Annotated in this window: 10 protein-coding genes and 1 tRNA gene; all 11 read left to right on the forward strand. The window is 51.3% G+C overall.

Annotated elements, in window-relative coordinates; translation table 11 throughout:
* The first annotated feature begins 13 nt into the window (after positions 1-13).
* A tRNA-Asp gene (locus MHN01_RS03810) sits at positions 14-90 on the forward strand.
* 200 nt (positions 91-290) lie between these two features.
* Complete coding sequence (locus MHN01_RS03815) at positions 291-983, forward strand: 4'-phosphopantetheinyl transferase (RefSeq protein ID WP_239410110.1); 693 nt, start codon at positions 291-293, stop codon at positions 981-983.
* Positions 984-1,058: 75 nt separating this feature from the next.
* Positions 1,059-2,297: an MFS transporter gene (locus MHN01_RS03820; RefSeq protein ID WP_239410111.1), complete on the forward strand. Its 1,239-nt coding sequence runs from the start codon at positions 1,059-1,061 to the stop codon at positions 2,295-2,297.
* A 215-nt stretch (positions 2,298-2,512) separates the two neighbouring features.
* Positions 2,513-4,453 carry a TonB-dependent receptor domain-containing protein gene (locus tag MHN01_RS03825; protein WP_239410112.1) on the forward strand — a complete coding sequence of 647 codons (1,941 nt, stop codon included), beginning with the start codon at positions 2,513-2,515 and terminating at the stop codon, positions 4,451-4,453.
* A gap of 198 nt (positions 4,454-4,651) precedes the next feature.
* Positions 4,652-5,851, forward strand: a complete 1,200-nt coding sequence (locus tag MHN01_RS03830; protein ID WP_239410113.1) for an isochorismate synthase MenF — start codon at positions 4,652-4,654, stop codon at positions 5,849-5,851.
* The gene (locus MHN01_RS03835) at positions 5,848-7,506 is read left to right on the forward strand and encodes a (2,3-dihydroxybenzoyl)adenylate synthase (RefSeq protein WP_239410114.1); all 1,659 of its coding nucleotides are present in this window, start codon (positions 5,848-5,850) and stop codon (positions 7,504-7,506) included. Before MHN01_RS03830 ends, MHN01_RS03835 begins: the two co-directional genes overlap by 4 nt.
* Positions 7,507-7,508: 2 nt before the next feature.
* Positions 7,509-8,381 carry an isochorismatase gene (locus tag MHN01_RS03840; RefSeq protein WP_239410115.1) on the forward strand — a complete coding sequence of 291 codons (873 nt, stop codon included), beginning with the start codon at positions 7,509-7,511 and terminating at the stop codon, positions 8,379-8,381.
* A gap of 2 nt (positions 8,382-8,383) precedes the next feature.
* Positions 8,384-11,611 carry an amino acid adenylation domain-containing protein gene (locus MHN01_RS03845; protein WP_239410116.1) on the forward strand — a complete coding sequence of 1,076 codons (3,228 nt, stop codon included), beginning with the start codon at positions 8,384-8,386 and terminating at the stop codon, positions 11,609-11,611.
* Positions 11,611-12,387, forward strand: coding sequence for a 2,3-dihydro-2,3-dihydroxybenzoate dehydrogenase (gene dhbA, locus MHN01_RS03850; protein ID WP_304622837.1), 777 nt, complete (start codon positions 11,611-11,613; stop codon positions 12,385-12,387). Before MHN01_RS03845 ends, dhbA begins: the two co-directional genes overlap by 1 nt.
* 12 nt (positions 12,388-12,399) lie before the next feature.
* Positions 12,400-19,005, forward strand: coding sequence for a non-ribosomal peptide synthetase (locus MHN01_RS03855; protein ID WP_239410117.1), 6,606 nt, complete (start codon positions 12,400-12,402; stop codon positions 19,003-19,005).
* Positions 18,995-19,288: hypothetical protein (locus tag MHN01_RS03860; RefSeq protein WP_239410118.1), on the forward strand; the 294-nt coding region annotated here is incomplete at its 3' end. The genes MHN01_RS03855 and MHN01_RS03860, both read left to right, overlap by 11 nt.

The following is a 19,288-nucleotide window of genomic DNA, read 5'->3' on the forward strand; positions in this document are numbered from 1 at the left end:
TTTACACAGAATTGGAGCGGTAGTTCAGTTGGTTAGAATACCGGCCTGTCACGCCGGGGGGCGCGGGTTCGAGTCCCGTCCGCTCCGCCACTGATTTAAGCCTGATGCGAAAGCGTCAGGCTTTTTTCGTTTAACGCTCACGAAAATGCTGCGCACTTTTTCGCGGGCCGGAATGCCGGACCATCGAGTCCCGCCTCGCATTTAAAGCCCTGCATCAATTCAACACTATAGCGATTTCTGCAATCCCCTTGCTATGATGTCTGCTTCTAAGTCATGGAAGCACTTTTATTATGCTAACTCCTTTTATTTCCCATATCTCGCCTGTCGTCATTCCCGATTTTGTCGGTGTTGGTTATCAGTGTCGTTTTGATCCTACGTTGTTTACAGCACAATCGGCGCAACAACTGGACGTAGAATTTCCGGAGAGTTTGCATAGAGCGGTGACGAAGCGTCAAGCCGAGTTTATAGCTGGACGATATTTGGCAAAGCGTTGTTTGGCTGCCTTAGGGGGACGGGAGACTCAGGTTGGCATTGGTCAACATCGGGCTCCGTTATGGCCGGAGGGAATGACGGGATCGATCAGCCATAGCAACAATCATGCGGTTTGTATTGTTCAACCGCTTGAAATAGCAGAGCAAGGTATCGGTATTGATATTGAGCAGCGCATGTCAGACAGTACGGCTAACTCTGTCAAGAGTACGATTATTAATGATGCCGAGTATAATCTCATCATGAACCATTATGTGAGTTTCGCCGAAGGGCTAACCGCTGTGTTCTCGGCAAAAGAGAGCTTGTTTAAGGCTTTGTACCCGCAGGTAAAGGCCTATTTTGACTTCCTGGATGCTGAAGTTGTTGCGATGGGGCGGGAAAACCTGACGCTAGTGCTAAGAAAGCGCTTAACGGCAAATTTATCGGCTGGCAGTGCCTTTACGGTGCACCTGCAGCAAGAAGAGGAGATGGTACAAGCGTTCACGCAAAGTTGATAATGATTCTTATTCATTGTTTTGGCGCATAGGAGTCGTTACAATCGTGCTAATTATTAATTAGAACGCGATATTATGGACGATCATCGAACAACTCAATCACGTGTATTACGCTTAGCTCTGCTTATTAACATGTTGTCAGTCGGCACTTTTATGATGGTGATGCCATTGGGAGCGGACTTTGTTAAATACCTTAATATGAAGCCAGAGCATATCGGCTATATTGCGGGTGGAGCAACCTTTGCTTCGGCATTAATCGGTTTTTTCCTTGCCCCTTATTTAGACCGTTTCGATCGAAAGAAAGCATTATTGTTTTTCTTAATGACTCGCTCTCTGATCGTTATTGTTTGCGGCTTCTCGACTACGCAAAATGAATTACTGTTTTGGTTTGTACTGGCAGGGTGTTTTGCCGGACCAATAAGCGGGTTAACAATGGCATCAGTAATAGATATTACTGATATAAAAAGTCGAGGGAAAGCTATTGCGTTTGTTGCCAGTGGCTTTTCTCTGGCAGCGATTATTATTGTGCCAGCCTCGTTAGAGCTATCGGCGCGGTTATCCTGGCAGGCAACCTTCTTTGTATTTGGCGGACTCGGCGTTGCTCTGGCGTTAGCATGCAATGTTTGGTTTCCGAGTATGGTTAGCCATCTTAATTCTGCCCAGTCTCAGTCCTTGTCCCAGCCTCCGGAAGCCAGGCATATGCAGGATATGGTCACTAGTCCGGTCTTTATGATTGCTTTGGGTATGGTCGGGATAAGTATGTTTGGCCATTTTTTATTGGTGCCCAATCTCTCGATATTTTTCCAGTTCAATTTAGAGTTTCCGCGTGAGCAAATTAGTGTGCTCTATCTACTGGGTGGCGTGGCCAGTATTTTTGCGATGCGATTGTGTGGTCAGTTGCTAGATAGAGGCTGGATTGTTCCTACTATATGGGGAACCAGTTTGCTCGTTGCTACGGTGACCTTCGTCGGGTTCTTGTGGCAGGGCACTTGGCCTTTGTATGTTGTTTTTACTCTGTTTATGGCCTCCAGTTCAGCGCGGAGCGCGTCAGTATCAGCCATTACCTCACGTGTGCCTAAGCCTCATCAGCGGGCGGCTTTTATGTTATATCAAGGGACCTTGTCCAATGTTGCCGCTGGATTGGCGAGTGCCGTTTCCTCGGTATATCTCACATCGGGGGTGGATGGACGTTTGGCTGGTATTGAGACTCTGGCGATGATCACAATCGGATGTACGTTACTGGTGCCATTGTTGGTTAAGGTTTTGATGGCCCAGTATGCTCAGCGAGAGCAACTATCAGCGCACGCAACCTAATACACACCTCAAACAAATCACTATAACTTATTGTTTTTTAATATAACGATAACGCTCTGCTGCTCTTTCATAGCTTAACCCAGAATATGCAGCAGATTTTTTAACAATAAATGTGATCAATATCTCCCTTTGACCTATAAAAAATAAAATGCACCATTGACGATGATAATAGTAATAATTATCATTTGCGCCATTGTTCGTAATGGAGTATGTAAATGTACCAGTTTCAAGGAGATAGCCGTTTCGCGCTAACTCAATTAAGTCGCGCATTATTGGCTATTGGCCTTCTTTCTTCATCTGCTGTGATGGCAGAGACAGTTACTGACGAAGTCATGGTGGTTACTGCAAGCCAGACAAAACACCCCGAGCTAACAGCACCAGCGTCTGTGTCTTATATCACTGGTGAAGAGCTGGACAAGCTGGTTGTCAGCGATGTCGCTGAGGCAGTCAGAAAGCTGCCAGGTATCAATATTAACCCAGGTACGACTTATGGCCGTAACGAAATCAAAATCCGTGGCTTGGACTCAGACTATACCTTGCTGTTGATCAATGGCCGCCGTATCAACTCGCGAGATGCACTGACCAGCGCCTACGGTAACGATTTTGACCTGTCGAGTATCCCAATGTCTGCGGTTGAGCGAATCGAAGTTATCCGTGGCCCAATGTCCTCGCTCTATGGTGCCGATGCGCTGGGCGGTGTGGTTAACGTGATCCTTCGCCAGCCTTCAGAAGAAACTCAAGGTTCTGTTGGTTATCAATATGACGGTCCGACTGAAGGAAGCGGCGGTGATACCCACAAGTTTAATGTTTACGCTAGTGGCTCCCTGATCCCTGAAACATTGCTTGGCAATATCATTATTGAGCAAAGCCAGCGTGATGCATGGCGTACAGACAAGAGTATCAACCGCGATACTGATGCACTGGAAGAGCGTGATGAGCTCAACATCTTCTCGACGCTGAAATGGCTGATCAATGATGAGCAGGATGTCGACCTTGAACTGCTCTACAGCCAGGATGATCGTGATGCGGATTGGAATAACTATGGAAGAGCGGTTACTAACGTCCAGAAGCTGGATCGTATTAATGCGGCTGTGATTCACAATGGTTACTGGTCAAACTTTGACTCACGCCTGCGCTATAGCTATGAGAACTCCGATCTTGAGGATGATTCCGAGCTAAACGGTAAGGTGGGCGATATTACTCAGACTAACCATATTATTGATGGTCAGCTGTCTGGTTATGTTGGCTCTCACCTGCTAACCGGTGGTGCTGAATACAGTATGACCGAACTTGAAAATAACCTGACACTGGAAAATGGTCCTGTGGATTACAACCGTTCAGCTCTCTATATTCAGGATGAGTTCGACATCGGTGATGTGGCCATTACGTTAGGTGGTCGTTACGATGACCATGAAGTCTACGGTGGTGAATTCAGTCCGCGTGCCTATGCGGTATATAGCCTGACAGAGAACTGGGTTGTGAAAGGTGGTGTCGGGAAGGCGTTCAAGGCACCAGGATTGTATCAGTACAGTAAAGACTATGCACTATTGTCTTGTCGTGGAATGTGTAAGACGGTAGGTAACCCAGACCTGAAAGCCGAGACGGCAATTAGTTACGAGTTGGCAACAAGCTATCAGACAGAGAGCTGGGGCAGCTCACTGACTCTGTTCAACAATGACATTGAAGATATGATTCAGACGGAGACGTGGGATCGGGTGGCGACTGAACTGAGCTATTTCAATGTCGCTGAAGCTAAAGTCAGTGGCGCAGAAGTAGAAGCTTGGTTGGATGTGACAGATACGATCAGCCTGTCAGGTAACTATATGTTTACCGATGCGAAAGACGAAACGACAGATAAAGATCTGACATTGACACCAACGCATACGGCGAATATCCAGCTTGACTGGCAGGCAATGGATGACTTGTCGACTTATGTCTCTTATCAGTATACGGGTACTCAGTACGTTCGTGATAATGAGAAGTCAGCGGCCTACGGCACGGTGGATCTTGGCGCTCGATACGAGGCAATCAAGAACCTGAACCTGAAACTAGGTGTAACTAACCTGACTGATGAAGAACGTGATGATGTAGCAACCAGCTACGATTACATCCTTAAGAGCCGAAGCGTTTACGCTGGTGTTTCTTACGACTTTTAATTTAATGAAATAGAATCAAGAGCCAGCATTTGCTGGCTCTTATTTTGATTATTCTAATAACGATAAAAATATAAATATTATTCAACTGGTTGTTATGTGATGTTTATTTCGGCATGAGCTGAAATGTGACTAACAAATATGTGAAGCTTATTCAGAAAATAAGTCTTCTATTCTTTTGCGTAAAAAGGGAGTTGTGTCATGCAACAAGCGCAAAGTGAGAAGTTAGTATCAGGCAGTACATCATTCTCACCTTTAAAAGATTTCTTTTTCTCTTCCCAATATAACGGAGTTGTTGCGTCAGGAGTCAGTCAAAAAATAAACCAGCCTGCATTGGATGGTGCTAATAAGAAAAGTTTATTCCAAGAAAAAGTTCGTTTAGCCTTTGATAGGGAAAAAAAGAAAGGAGTGAAAAACCCTATAATTATTGGCTCTATTCCCTTTGATGTTTCTCAATCTTCTTGTCTGTATATTCCCGAGTCGTTTAGTTTTATCAAAGAGAATAACAGCGAACTATTCAATTTTGATGAGAATATCAACACCGAGGGTATTAATGTTCTTTCATTAAATAGTGAACCTAATGAGGACACGTTTAAATCAGCGGTCACTAAAGCAGTCGATAAGTTTAATACTACTCGCCTGGAAAAAGCGGTGTTATCTAGAGTGCTGAATATAGAGCTCAGCAATAGTGTTTCGCCGAAAAATATCCTCCAACGCCTGGTAAAACAAAATCCCGGTGGCTTTCATTTCTCAATACCGCAAGCAGATGGTTCGGTGCTATTGGGGGCCAGCCCTGAGTTGTTGATCCGTCAGCAGGGAAGAGAAATTATCTCTAATCCATTGGCAGGTTCGGCCAAGCGCCAGCCGACCGCTGAGTTGGAAAGGCAGGTCAGCGAAGCGCTGCTGGGTTCGGTGAAAGATCGTTTTGAGCATAAGTTGGTGATTGATGAAATCCAGCGCTTATTGGCACCACTTTGCTCTCATTTAGATGTTCCGACTGGCCCATCGCTGGTCAACACACCCGCCATGTGGCACCTTTCTACCCAGATCCACGGCACCTTGAACTCCGATCTGACAAACGTGCTGCAACTCGCCTGTCTGCTGCATCCTACTCCGGCAGTCTGTGGTTATCCGTTTGATTTGTCAAAGCACGCCATCAGTGAACTGGAACCGTACGAGCGGGGAATGTTTACCGGCATGGTGGGTTGGTGTGATTCACATGGCAACGGTGAATGGGCGGTTACCATTCGTTGCGGCAAGGTGCTTGGCAACACCGTAAAACTGTTTGCCGGTGCCGGGATTGTCGATGCGTCCTGTCCACAGTCTGAGTGGGCAGAAACGGAAGCCAAGCTAGGAACCATGCTCAATGCATTCGGCCTGGGTTCCGAGGAGGTCGCATGAGCGTTGCGTTTACTCCCTGGCCCGAAGAGCTTGCAGCACGGTATATAGAAAAAGGCTACTGGAAAGGGCTACCTCTCACTGATGTGATAACACGTCACGGCAGAGAGCTGGCCTCGGCATCACGCACTGCATTGATTTGTCAGCAGCGCCAGTTTAGCTACGCTGAGCTGGATCGCCTGTCCGATATTCTGGCTTCTCGCCTTCACAGACAAGGTTTTCGTGCTGGCGAGACAGCAGTGGTTCAATTACCGAACATCGCCGAGTTCTACATTGTGTACTTCGCCTTGTTGAAAGTTGGCATCGTACCGGTGAATGCACTGTTTAACCATAAGCAACTTGAGCTGCGATCGTATGTCGAGCAGGTACAACCGGCATTAATGGTTGTCTCGGAGCGGCATCAGCTGTTTCAGGACGATCAGTTTGCCAGTACGTTAGCTGAGCAGATATCAACAATTCGTCATTGGTTGGTGGACGGTGAGACAACCTTCGGTACCTCGTTGAGCGAGTGGCTGGAAGCCTTGCCTTCTGAGCAGGCCGAGATTTCTTCATCGATACCAACTCCGACACCTGCTTCGGAGGTGGCGTTTTTCCAGCTATCAGGTGGTAGTACCGGCACACCGAAACTGATCCCGCGTACTCACAATGACTATTACTACAGCGTCCGGGCCAGTGCCGAGATCTGTCAGCTCGACAAAGACACTGTGTACCTCTGTGCGCTACCCGCTCCGCATAATTTCTCGCTGAGCTCTCCCGGGGCGTTAGGTGTGTTTTATGCCGGCGGTACTGTGGTACTTGCGACCGATCCGAGTGCGATGACCTGCTTTCCTCTTATTAAGCAGCATGGTGTCACTATGACGGCTTTGGTGCCGCCTGCTGTCACTCTGTGGTTGCAGGCTGCTGAGGATTTCGACCACCACCTAGATAGCCTGAAAGTGCTGCAGGTTGGCGGTGCGCGCCTTAGTGAGTCGCTGGCAAAACAAATCATGCCGATTCTAGGTTGTCAGTTGCAGCAAGTGTTTGGCATGGCTGAAGGCTTGGTGAACTACACCCGCTTCGATGACGACAATTGGCATGTGTTCAATACCCAGGGACGCCCGATCAGCGAGGACGATGAAATCAAGGTCGTTGACGAGCTGGGCATCCAGGTGCCAGATGGCGAAGAAGGCGCCTTGTTAACCCGTGGCCCTTATACCTTCCGCGGCTACTTCAACAGTCCAGACCATAATGCGAGCGCTTTCGATACCGACGGGTTTTACCGCTCGGGCGATATCGTCAAACGCACTGCCACGGGTTATCTGATTGTGGTGGGGCGCGACAAGGATCAGATTAACCGAGGCGGTGAAAAGATAGCAGCGGAAGAGGTTGAAAATCAGCTGCTGACACATGATGCCGTGACCAATGTGGCCTTGGTGGCCATGCCCGATATCGTGATGGGCGAAAAAAGCTGTGCTTTTGTGATAGCCGCTGATCCCAAGTTGAAAGCCATCACCCTCCGCAAGCACCTTCGCGCGCAAGGCGTTGCGGAGTACAAGTTGCCCGACCGCGTCGAGTTCGTTTCGGAACTGCCTATGACCCCTGTCGGGAAAGTCGACAAGAAACAACTACGTCAGACCATTCAGCAAACACTAACGATTAAAAAAGAAAAGGACGTTTAACCATGGCTATTCCATCTTTGCCTTCCTATTCCATGCCTTCAGCAGAGCAGTTTCCGGCCAACAAAGTGACCTGGGAATTCGAGCCGGAAAAAGCGGCACTCCTGATCCATGATATGCAGGAATATTTTGTCAGCTTCTATGACAAAGACAGTAGCCTCATTCAATCCTTGCTCAATCAGATCGTCGTATTGAAACAGTTCTGCGAAGCGCAGGGGATCCCGGTGATTTATACCGCCCAACCCAAAGAGCAGAACATGGCTGATCGCGCACTGCTGAACGATATGTGGGGACCGGGCCTCAATCGTTCTCCTGAGTTGCAGAAAATCGTGGCTGAGTTGACGCCCAAAGAGAATGACACCGTATTGGACAAATGGCGTTACTCCGCCTTTCAGCGCTCGCCGCTGGAACACATGCTTAAGGAACTGGGGAAAGACCAGCTAGTTATTTGTGGTATCTACGGCCACATTGGTTGCCTGATGACGGCTGTGGATGCCTTTATGCGTGATATCAAGCCGTTCATGGTCGGGGATGCGATTGCCGACTTTTCGTTGGAAGAGCATGAAATGGCCCTGAAATATGTCGCGACGCGAAGCGGTAAAGTGGTGAGCACCTCAGACATTCTGGCCGCAGGCGAAACGGCTCCAGCCTTGACCAAAGCTGGCCTGCTGGCACAATTGTTAGCGTTTATCGATGAAGAGGAAGAGGAGTTCGATCCGGACGAAAACCTGATCGACTATGGCTTGGATTCCGTGCATATCATGTCGCTGATCACCGAGTGGCGAAAGCATGGTGTTGAGCTGACCTTCGTTGATTTGGCTGATGAGCCGAGCCTCAACCGCTGGTGGGCGCTGATTGAAGCCAAGCTGGGGGCGTAAACATGACATCACAAGCAACCGGGACTCAAACTACTGGGACTCAAGCAGCCGGGATCCCGGCCAACGCCAAGCCGCTCAATACTGCGCAGCATGGTTTATGGCTGGGGCATACGCTCAATGACAACAAAGCGCTGTTTAACACTGCCGAGTGTATTGCTTTCGATGGCAAGGTCGATAGCGAGCAGCTGACAAAGGCCATTCAGCAGGCCGTCAAAGAAAGCGAGTGTCTGTATTGTCATTTCGTCAGTGACGACGAGCAGACACCGTACATGCAGCCAGCGCAGTGCGATGTATCGGTAACCATTGAAGAACTTGATGCCTCTGATGTTGGCGAGCGTGGAGCCGTGAAAGCATGGGCTAAGGTCGATATTGCCAAGCCGCTGGATTTAACTACTGGCCTGCCATGCCGGTTTACCCTCTTGCGAGGCGCAACGAACGATTACCTCTATAACTGTGTTCATCATATTGCCTTGGATGGTTTTGGTACGACCTTGATGTTCCAGCGCATTGCTGAAATTTATACCGCCCGTGTTGCCGGCCAGGTTGTGTCGGAGAATCCGTTCGGCTCGTTTAATGCGGTACTGGCGGAGGATGCCAAACGGGTGGCATCAGGCGCATACGAGAAAGCCAAACAGTTTTGGCTCGATACCCTGGTGGATTACCCGCAACCTTCGTCGTATAGCGACAAAGTGGCCCCGATCACCGCTGATTTCCACCGTACCTCATCGAAGGTCGAGGCAGGTGTGTGGCAGGCTCTGAATGAGTGCTGTGAAGCGAACAAGTTGACCTGGGCTGATGCCTTTTTGGCGGCATTGTGTGCCCACCTGAAGCAGCAGACCGGTGATAATGCGATCATGCTGGGCATGATGGTGATGAACCGCCTTGGCTCCAAGTCCCTGACGGTGCCGAGTATGCAAATGAACATTGTGCCGTTGGTGATGGCCTTTGAGCCTGAAGACGACTTTATCACCAGTGCCAGGAAAATCGCGCAGCACAAGAAAGCGATGCGCCGTTTCCAGCATTATCGTTATGAAGATCTTCGCCGTGACCTGCACCGTGTCGGTGGCGAGCAGCGTCTGTTTGGTACATTGGTAAATATCATGCCGTTCGACCATCCGCTGCACTACGGCGATCTGGCTGCGCAAACCTTAAACCTCAGTGCCGGACCGGTAGAAGACATTACCATAGAGCTTCACAGTAAGACGGAAGGCCTGCCGAATATCGATTTTGATGCGAACCCAGCCGTTTACTCACCTGAACAGCTGACCTCTTTGCAGGACGGATTGCTGACTCTCTTGGCTCAGTGGGTTGCCGAGCCGACGCTGAAAGTCGATGATCTGTTGGATCGCCAGTATGCGGATGCCCGTAAGGCGGCATTGATTACGGGTGACTGGACGGAAAATGAAGCGATTACCCAAGAACCCGGGCAAACAACTCAGCCGACGACACCAGTGGTTGAGCTAATCAATGATCAGGCCCTGATGCAGCCAAATACCGTGGCAATTGAGCAAAATACGGTGGCAGGCTTGCAGCAGGTGACGTACCAGCAGTTGATGGTGCAAGTAAAACAAGCTGCCTGTGTCTTGACCCAGCGTGGTGTGCAGCGCGGGGATCGTGTGGCGGTGGCCATGTCACGCTCGATTCAGCAGATTCTGACCCAGTTGGCGGTGATGCAGTGCGGTGCGGTATATGTTCCTTTGGATCCCGAGCAGCCTTTAGAGCGTCAGCAAAGTATCGTGACCCAAGCGGATATCCGCACCTTGATCACGGAAGCTGAATTCCAGCATGCCTTGGCACCGCTGGCGATTCCGACCGTTCTGCTGGCAGGCCACCTGCGCGGTGAAGGGCTGCATGAAGAACAGGTTGTTGGCGATGATGTGGCATATGTGATGTTCACATCGGGCTCGACCGGCGAACCAAAAGGCGTCGAAATCAGTCACGGGGCATTAAGCCATTTTGCCGCAGCGAGTGCAGCGACCTATGGCATTAATGCTGATGACCGCCTGCTGCAATTTGCGCCGTTTAACTTTGATGCCAGCATCGAGGAAGTGTTTGCTACCTTGACCCAGGGAGCGACCCTGGTACTTCGAACTGATGCGATGCTTGAATCTATGCCTGCGTTTGTCGAAGCGATCGAGCTGGCCGGAATTACGGTACTGGATCTCCCAACGGCGTTCTGGAATGAATGGGTGGTCAGCTTACAGGCTGGCGTAGCCACTGTCCCGGGTACCCTTCAACGTGTGATTATCGGTGGTGAGGCGGTTTATCCGGAGCAACTGGCTCAGTGGCAGGCTGCAGTTGCCCAGGCTATTCCGGCGCGTACTATTTCGTTGTTCAATACCTATGGGCCGACAGAAACCACGGTTGTTGCGACCTCAAGCGAGCTTAGCTCGCAGTCAAGCGATACAAACGCTTTGCCAATAGGTCTGCCGTTGCCGGGGGTGAGCGCGCTGATCCTCGACCATGCCAACCAGCCGTCGGAGACAGGTGAACTTGTTCTGCTGGGGCCGACACTGGCGCAAGGCTATATTGGCCTCTCGCACCCGGCATTTACCACTATGCTGATTGGCGAGACACCGTGCCGGGCCTACCGAACCGGTGATCGCGTTACCTTCCGCGACGGACAGATTGTCTATCTGGGCCGAATAGACAATGAATTCAAAATCAGTGGCTATCGCATTCAGCCTGCAGAGGTCGAGTCTCACCTGTTGGCACTTGATGCGGTGAAGGAAGCCTGTGTACAGGGTGTTGTTTACCCGAACGGGATCCGTCGATTGATTGCATTCATTGCCACTACCGACAGCAGCTTAGACGCCATCCACATCAAGCAACTGCTGAGCGAGCACTTACCACCGGCGATGATCCCAACCGATTACCGCTTCTTCGATATTTTACCGAAAACCGTCAGTAACAAAGTTGACCGTAAAGGGCTGCTAGCCAGTTATGACAACGACAATAACGAGGTGAGCCTGGCGACAGAAACAGAGCAGCGCGTGAGTGCAATCTGGCAACAGATACTGGGTGTCAGTGGTTTGCATTCTCAGGCGAACTTCTTTGAGCTTGGCGGGCAGTCACTGCAAACCATCCAGATTGTGAACCGCCTGGCGGCTGAATTTGGCGTGACGGTGAAAGTGTCGGATGTCTTTGATAACCCTGTATTGAGTACGTTCTGCCAGTATCTCGATGAGATGCAGGAACAGAGTGAAGATGAAGTCGAGATGGTGTGGTAATGAATCAGAATCCAGTAGCAAGCATGATGCAGTTTTATAACAAGTGTGTTTGGGTTACCGGTGCCGCACAAGGTATCGGGTTGCAGGTCGCGTTAAAGTTTGTCGATCTGGGCGCTACGGTAGTTGGGCTAGACGTCGCCTTTGACGATAAAGCTGACTACCCGTTCGAGACAATAACCCTGGATATCAGTGAACCGTTAGCAGTCAAGGCCGCGGCTGACACCCTCTTACAGCAGCATCCTACCGTGGATGTGCTGGTGAGTGTGGCCGGTATATTACGCCTCGGGGCTACCGAGGAGTTGTCGGTCGATGACTGGCATGCGTGTATCAATGTGAATGCATCGGGCCCGTTTTACCTGCTTCAGCAGTTGATCCCTGTGTTCAAAAAGCAACAAGCCGGTTCGATAGTCACAGTCAGCTCCAATGCGGCCCATGTGCCGCGTCAGCAAATGACGGCGTATTGCGCATCCAAGGCGGCGTTAACCAGTCTGTCGCATTGTGTCGGGCTGGAACTGGCTCCTTACGGGGTGCGGTGTAATGTGGTCTCACCGGGATCGACGGATACGCCAATGCAGCGGATGCTATGGCACACAGCGGATGCCGAGCAGCGCACCATTGCCGGTTTTCCCGAGCAATACAAGCTTGGTATCCCGCTAGGAAAGATTGCCCAGCCTGATGATATTGCCAATGTTGTGACCTTCCTTGCCTCAGACTTGGCCGGCCACGTCACCATGCAAGACATAGTGGTGGACGGCGGTGCCACCCTTAACGCTTAAGTAGGATCCATCATGACAGATATTATTACCTTACTCATGACGCTTGAGCGTAAAGGGGTACGACTTACTCTCAATAGCCAGTCACAGCTGGTGTCTCAGGCTAATAAACAAGCCATGACCCCAGACGTGGTGGCGCAGATCAAAGCCAATAAAGACGATATTGTCCGTTGCCTGAAAGCGCAGCAGGCCTTTGACCAGCCGATCCCTGTGACCAGGCAAACATCGGGGCCGTTATCATATTCCCAAAGCGGACTGTGGTTTATCGAGCAGTACGAAGAGAACTCGCATTTGTACAATATGCCGGTTCATTTTCGTGTTACCGGTCCGCTGGATTATGCGGCGCTTGAATATGCTTTTGATGTATTGGCACAAAAACATGCCAGCTTGCGAACGCGGTTTGCGATTAACGAGTACGGTAAAGGTGAGCAGCATATTGACCCCCATACGCCGTTCAAGGTGGAGCACAAAGATTTGTCTCATTTGCCGGACAATGAGCGGGAAGACGTCTTGCTGCAGTGGATTATTGATGATGTAAATCGTCCGTTCGATCTGAATCAGGGGCAACTGACACGTGTCGACGTGGTGAAGCTGGAGGAAGAGCTGCATATCCTGATGCTGACCCAGCACCATATTGTTTCTGATGGCTGGTCGGTAAAGAACATGTTCGCCGATTTCAAGCAGGCTTTCCTGTCTTACCAAAACCAGCAGCTAATGCCTGTTGTTCCCACCGAGCGAACCTATATCGACTATGCCAACTGGTTTAATTCACCGGCATTTCAGGATTATCACGCAGAGTTCAAGCCGTTCTGGGTTGAGCGCCTGGTCGGTATTCCGGAAGTACACAGTTTGCCGCTCGACAAACCGCGCCCTGCTGCCCACGACAATGACGGTGAACTGGTGTTCTCGGCGATTGATAATGAGCTGTGGGCAAAATTCAAGCGCTTGTGCCAGCAGTACAGTACGTCTAACTTTATCGGTCTGCACGCCGTCTTCTCACTGTTGATGGCGCGTCTTAGCGATGAACAGGACATCGTGATTGGTACACCGCTGGCTTACCGCGAACGTCATGACATTGAAGATGTAGTGGGGTTCTTTGTTAATACCATCGTGCTGCGTACCCAGCTGGGTGAACAGCAGCGCTTTGTTGATTACCTGCAGTATTGCCGTGAGCAAGACTTGTCGGCATTCGACCATCAGCTATACCGCTTTGAATCCTTGAGCGAAGCCATAGGCACGGATCGCACTACGGCCATCAACCCTATCTTCCAAATCATGCTGATTTATCAGGCTAAGGTAGATTTCAACGATTTGATCCCGGGTTGTGGTGCCGTGGAAGAGCCGTCCCCAATCTTGCCTGCTAAAACGGACATTTCCCTTAAGGTCACCGAGCTGGTTGATGGCGTGCGGCTGGACTGGCTGTTCAGCAAAGGGATTTTCGAAAAGGCGACCATTGAACGCTATGCCGAGCATTTCCTGCATTTACTCACTGCCGTCGTGGAGCAGCCCGAGTGCAATGTGCAGCAGCTGCCAATGATTGCCGAGGATGAAGAAACTGCGGTTGCTTCACAACTGGCTCAGTTACCGGCCGCATATCAGGACAACTTGTTAACGCATCAGCTGTTTGAAAATGCTGTGGTAGCCCACCCTGACAAACTGGCGGTGGTCGCAGGGGAGCAGTCTCTGACGTATGCCGAGCTTGACACTCGTGCGAACCAATTGGCCCATTGGTTGATTGAACGCGGTGTGCGACATGAAAGTCTGGTCGGGATAGTCGCAGAACGTGGCATCGCGTTTGCCGTATCAGCGCTGGCAGCCTGGAAAGCCGGAGGGGCGTATGTGCCACTCGATCCGGCCTATCCTCTGAAACGCTTGCAGCATGTGATTGACGATGCCGAGTTGTCATTGATCCTTGCTCCTTCCAGTGAGTTTTCTGTCCAAATTCAACAGGGGGAGGGAGATCTGAACCTGACCGGTGCCGAGTTGGTGAACCTTGCTGACTCGACCTTGAGTGAGCGGCTGGCGCAGTTTTCAGATACCTCGCCGTTGATGCAGGAGCCGTTGATGCAAAATGCTACGCCGCAGCAACTGGCGTATGTGATTTATACCTCCGGCTCGACAGGGATGCCGAAAGGGGTAATGGTCGAGCACGGATCCTTTGTCAATTTGGTACACGATCATAGCCAACGCTTGGCATTTGCCGCTGACAGCGTGATGTTCAACTGTATGTCACTGGCATTCGATGCCGGTAACATGACTGCCATGCTGCCACTGGCATCGGGGATCACCCTGGCTTTCGGTGAGCCCAATGAGCAGGCGATTAACCAGGCCGAGCAGTATCACGCGACTCATATGATCTGCTCTACCGCGTTGTTTGCAGCCCTGCCGCCTCAAGCTGTTACGAGCTTGAAAATAGTGGCATTCGGCGGCGAGGCGTGTCCGCCCCAGCTTGTTGAACGGTGGGCCGACAAAGTTGATTTGTTCAACATGTACGGGCCGACCGAATTTACGGTAACGGCGCTGGCCCAGCAACTGAAGGCGGATCAGCCAGTCACCATAGGAACCAGCGTAGCCAATACGCAGGCTTTGATCCTCGATGCGCAAGGTAAACTTTGCCCGGATGGTGTACCGGGTGAATTGTGTCTGGCAGGTCTCGGCCTTGCTCGTGGCTATCTGAATCAGCCCGAGCTGACCGAAAAGGTGTTCACCGAATGGAAATGCCAGGGGCAATCGGCTCGACTTTATCACACGGGTGATAAGGCCCGGGTTAACCGAGACGGGCTGGTCGAATATATGGGGCGTATTGATGAACAGGTGAAACTCCGGGGGTACCGTATTGAGCTTGGGGAAATCGAAGCCCAACTGGCTGCCGTGGAGCCAGCCATTCATCAGGTCAAAGTCCGGGTAGCAGAACAGGGCAGCCGGAAAGTGCTGGTTGCTTACGCTACGTTGCGCGGCTGTTCTGAAGAAAATGGTAGCTCTGCAGAAAATATCACATCGGAAGGCGTGGCATCTGCGGCCACGGCATCGATGATATTGCATCGCGCTTTAGCCGTCTTGCCAGAGTACATGGTTCCTGCGCACTTATTCTTTGTTGATGATATGCCGCTAACGGCGAACGGTAAACTGGATCCTCAGCGTTTGCCTTCGCTGGATGTGTCCGAAACAACATCAGCTTCACCACACAGTGAGCTGGAAGCTTCGGTATTGGCGATTTGGCAGTCGACGCTGAATAACGATTGCGGCGTGGAAGATGACTTCTTCCGATTGGGCGGCGATTCTATCTTGAGTATTCAGCTGACCACCAGGCTGCGAGATGCTGGCTATGCTTGTACGGTTAAGGATGTATTCGAAGCCAAAACCGTACGTCGCTTGTGCCGGACGCTTGCAGACAACAGCGAGACAGTACCAGCTATTGAAGCTGAGCAAGGGGTACTATCAGGCAGCTTCCCGCTGCTGCCTATCCAGTCCTGGTTTGCAAAGCAAGACTTTGCCAAACCGCAACACTGGAATCAGGCGGCTATCCTCAAGATCCCTGCCTTGAGCGAAGCGCAGCTAGTTAGTGCCATGGATCAGCTGTTTGAACATCATGACGCACTGCGTCTGGCATTGCCACAGTGGGATGAGGATAGCCTGTTTGATGGTGTGGTTTCCCAGCAATATAACGACACTGCTATTTTGCCGCAGCTTGTCGAGTTGGACGCCGCCTCTCTGGGCGATGACGGGCTGTTCCGGGCGTTCACCGAGTTGCAGTCTGATTTTGATCTGGCAAGTGGGCAAACCATGGCGTGGGTGCTGGTACGCAATCATCCTCAGGCCGAATCCGCCCTGTTCCTTGCCTTTAACCACTGGGTGATTGATGCCGTGTCATGGCGCATTTTGACGGATGATTTTTCCAAGTTGTGCCGGGGTGAGGCGCTGGGGCGTAAAACCACCAGTTACCGCCAGTGGGGAGAGGTGCTCGCTGACTATACCCGGCACAATCCGGCCCAGTTTGATTATTGGCGGGAGCAGGCGAAACACGGTGACAGTGCGTTGCTGCAAAAAGACAGGCACCCTGACGGGCAGGCCAGTGCAGCTATGTTGCAATTGCCTGAAGCACTGACGCAGCGTTTGGTCTCTGGGGTGCATCATGCCTTTAATACCGAAGTGAATGACATACTGCTGGCCGCATTGGTGAAGAGCTTGTCTGATCTTGGCTGGGGCGATGCCCATACCATCATGCTGGAAGGGCACGGTCGCGAGGATATTTCGCCGCAACACGATGTCAGCAGGACGGTTGGCTGGTTTACTAGTACCTACCCACTGTTACTGGCGGTGCCGACTGATGCTTCATTACAGGATGAGAGCAGTGTGCTGACGGCTTTGATTCAGCAGACCAAGGAACGACGTCGTGCAATACCGGACAAGGGAATTGGTTTTGCCGCTTTCGGGCAGCATCACCCTGAAGGAGAGCAATTGGCGCTTTCCCCGATAGTGTTTAACTATCTGGGACTGCAGACACAAGCGAAAGGTGACTGGCGCCCGATTGGCATCGAGCCGGGCCAGGTGCTGTCGTCGCTCAACAAGCCGTCTGAAATTATCAGCCTGCACGGTGGCATCATTGATGGGGCGTTAACGCTTCGCCAGGTAGGTTGTCTGACGCAGGCCCGAAGCGAACAGTTGATGGCGACTTTTGCTGCGAACATCGAAACATTTATCGCGTTTTGTGAACAAAGCTATGCCGAGCGAGGGTGTCAGCCGACACCGGCCGATTATCCGTTGGTGAACCTGTCCCAAGAGGTGGTGGATCAGCTTCATCAAACCTTCGATGTGGAAGCCATAGTGCCAGCGTCATCACTGCAGGCAAGCATGTTTGCGCATCAAAAGCGTTGTCCGCAGGATGATGCCTACCATTTGCAGACGCCGATTCATTACCCGCATGCGTTAAATGTCGATGCCTATCAGCAGGCATGGGAATTGGCCGCCGACCGCTTCCCTGCCTTACGGGTTGCATTGCAGAATCAGGGGGAACTGGTACAAGTTATCCGGCGTAAGATTGAGGTGGCTATTAAGGTCATCGATCTTACGGATTCGAACGCAAATGAGCATACCGATCCTCTTGCTGTGTTGGCCCGTTATCAGGCGGCCGATCTCGAGCGTCCGTTCGTGTTGGGTGAGGCGACAGAGCCATTATTCAGGTTGCTATGTATAAAGGCCTCCGAGACAGATCACCATGTGCTGTTTAGCTGTCATCACGCCATCATTGATGGCTGGAGTGGTCCGCGGCTGTTTGGCGCTGTCCATGAAGCATATTTGGCCCTTCAGGGGGGAGCTGGCGAAGACTTAGCGATGCAGAATACGGTCCAGAATAGCCAACAGGAATCCCAGCAGGAATTGTTGACGGCTGGACCGAAAGATAACGCTTATCTTGAGCATGCGGCGTATGCCGTGAACAACCAGGAGGCTGTTTCAGCATACTGGCAGAAGAAGGACATTACGAAGCAAGCCCGTAATGACCTGTCAGTGCTGTTCGAGGCGGACTTTGCACAGGCGACGATGCAGCAGAAGCCTGCCGTTGTCCGCTTGCGTCTGACCGACAATGAACAGCAGCGGTTGGTGAACTTTGCTCAGGCGGCTGGCGTAACCAATAGCGTGGTGGTGCAATATGCCTGGCACCGTCTGGTGGCAAAAGTGACCGGAGATGCGGTTACTGTCGTGGGCAATGTGGCGTCAGGACGTGATGCGCCTGTCGATGAGATAGCAGCCAGTGTCGGCCTGTATATCAATTCATTGCCTTTGGTGATGCGCTGGAATACCGGAATGACACTGGGCGAGCACATTGCCGAGCTTCAACGTGAGCTGATGGGGCTGAACGAGCACGCAACGCAGTCTTTGATTGAGCTTCACAATGGTCAGCCACGCTGTTTCGATAGCCTGTTTGTGTTCGAGAACTACCCGAGACCAGCCATGCGTGCAGATCAACATCCGGTGGATGTTCCGCTAGCCCCGGTCTTTGGTCAGGCTTATGAGAAAGTCGAGTTTCCGCTCAATGTCGTTGTGACCGAAGTGGCGGGCCGTACGGCGCTTCGTTTTGAGTTTGATGAAGCCGAGATCAGCGAAGATAAAGCTGATGATGTGCTTGCGCAGTGGCTGGCCGAACTGCTGGAAATCATTCGCCTGCCGATTGATAACGATTCCCAAATATTATTGCGTACCGGTAATTCGATATCTCGTGCTCATGATTCCGAGGAGCTGAAGCCGGAGGTCGATACAACGCTATCGGTATCTGCCGAGTGGGAAGAATTGGTGATGACCGTGCGCTCGGCCTGGATGTCAGTGCTGGCAAATGACGCCGTACAGCCTGCTGATATATGGCACGCGACTCTGTCGGATTTGGCGATTAATTCGTTGGATGTGATTCGGTTGGCGGCGAGCCTATCTCATATGTTGAGTGACGTTGTCACGCCTGCAGTAATCTATCAGTCATCAAGTCCTGCGGGCTTTGCCCAGCAATTCTGGGCTGAGCGCCAAACGGCATCAACGAGGCGTGAAGCAAGCGCATCCAATGCTGTATCTGCCGATACTGTGGCGGGTGATACTGCTTCTGCCGATGTTGGGGAGGCGAGCCATGCTGAGTGATTGTGGTGAGTCTTTGTGTGATTACTGGCAGGATCTGCTTAAGGGCGTTAATGAACCGACGCACTTTAGCGCCTGTCAGACATCGGCTTTGCATGCGGCGGCAGATACCTATGTACAGGTGAAGGAACAGACGCAGAAACTGTCGCCGGAATGGGTGGCAGGGTTGGAGTCATTGTGTGCCGATATTGGCGTTGATGAGACTGCAGTGTTGACTGCCAGCTGGCATTGGATGCTCTATCAGTGCAGTGGAGAAAGACAAGTTATCAGCGGGGTGTCCGATTCG

The organism is Photobacterium sp. OFAV2-7, from assembly GCF_022347985.1.
In the GTDB taxonomy this organism is placed as follows: domain Bacteria; phylum Pseudomonadota; class Gammaproteobacteria; order Enterobacterales; family Vibrionaceae; genus Photobacterium.